General features: G+C 32.2%; 1 protein-coding gene. It reads left to right on the plus strand.

Annotated features, from left to right (window positions below):
- Positions 1-138: 138 nt before the first annotated feature.
- On the plus strand, positions 139-789 hold the full coding sequence (locus ACFSQJ_RS14175; protein ID WP_377767630.1) for a hypothetical protein: 651 nt from the start codon (positions 139-141) through the stop codon (positions 787-789).
- Positions 790-1,109: the final 320 nt, after the last annotated feature.

Raw genomic sequence — 1,109 nt, forward strand, 5'->3', positions numbered from 1 at the left:
ATGCAATCAATCTATACAATGAAATAAGATTACATTTATCTTTAGAATACAAAACACCTAATATGGTATATAAATTAACAGCGTAAATCTATTTTTAACCTGTAGCCATATTTCAGGACTAGACATTACAAAAAAACTATGGGTTGGAATATAACTGCAACTTTTATTAAAAATGTAGGAGACATTAAAATCAATATTGAACTATTGGAATCTTTAGGATTTAGAGGTTTTAAACTTATAGGGGAAACTGATTTTAATATTGGTCCTGAAATTGGAGAAACTCATATCACTAAACATAAAGATAATTTGATTATTGCAAATGCTGATTTATGTTGGCAATTCGCTAAGCCTGAACAGAGCCTGACAGAAAAGAAATTCCTTGAAAATTTTCCTAACTCTGAAATTATCCAAATATCAATTGGACACGGACTTTCATACTGTATATTCCAAAATGGACAAAAAATTAGATTAAGAGAAGCTGGAGACGAGATTTATCAAGATTATGGAAATCCATTGCCTGAAGAAATTATAGTCAGAACACAAGAACTTATATCCAAGGAAGATTTAGACGAAATGCGTGAAGATTTGACCGAAGAAGAAATTCAAAACCAAATAGAATCTGAAGTTTCTTATGAAACCGCTTTTGAATTAACGAAAAGAATATTTGGAAAAAGATATGACGAATTTGAGTTGTCTGAATATGAAATGAAAGGACTAAAATTTGTTAATAAAGCTGTAGAATCTGAAAGGGATTATGGAAAGAAAGCTGAAATTCAATTTGTACAATAAAACGTTTTACAACACGGTGTATAAAACATAGCTAATAAAGGCTAAACCGAAAGGTTTGTGTATATTTAGAAAGTCCGCCAAATTTTTAATTTGGCTTTTAAAATTGATAAGTTAAAAACAAAATATAAAAATTCGGCTCTGTGTTTATCCGAAAAGTTAGTGTCTTTTTACACGCTACGTTTCATACACAAGTCCGATGATGGCCAATTCCTCCGGAACGTAAAAAACCGGGCGGTCGAGGTCGCCGCCCTACCTTTTTTTCCTATTTGCCATCATCGGCCAGGCAGTACGACTGCTATTCGTCCATAAAATTCCCTAAC

The organism is Croceitalea marina (assembly GCF_042684265.1).
Lineage (GTDB): Bacteria > Bacteroidota > Bacteroidia > Flavobacteriales > Flavobacteriaceae > Croceitalea > Croceitalea marina.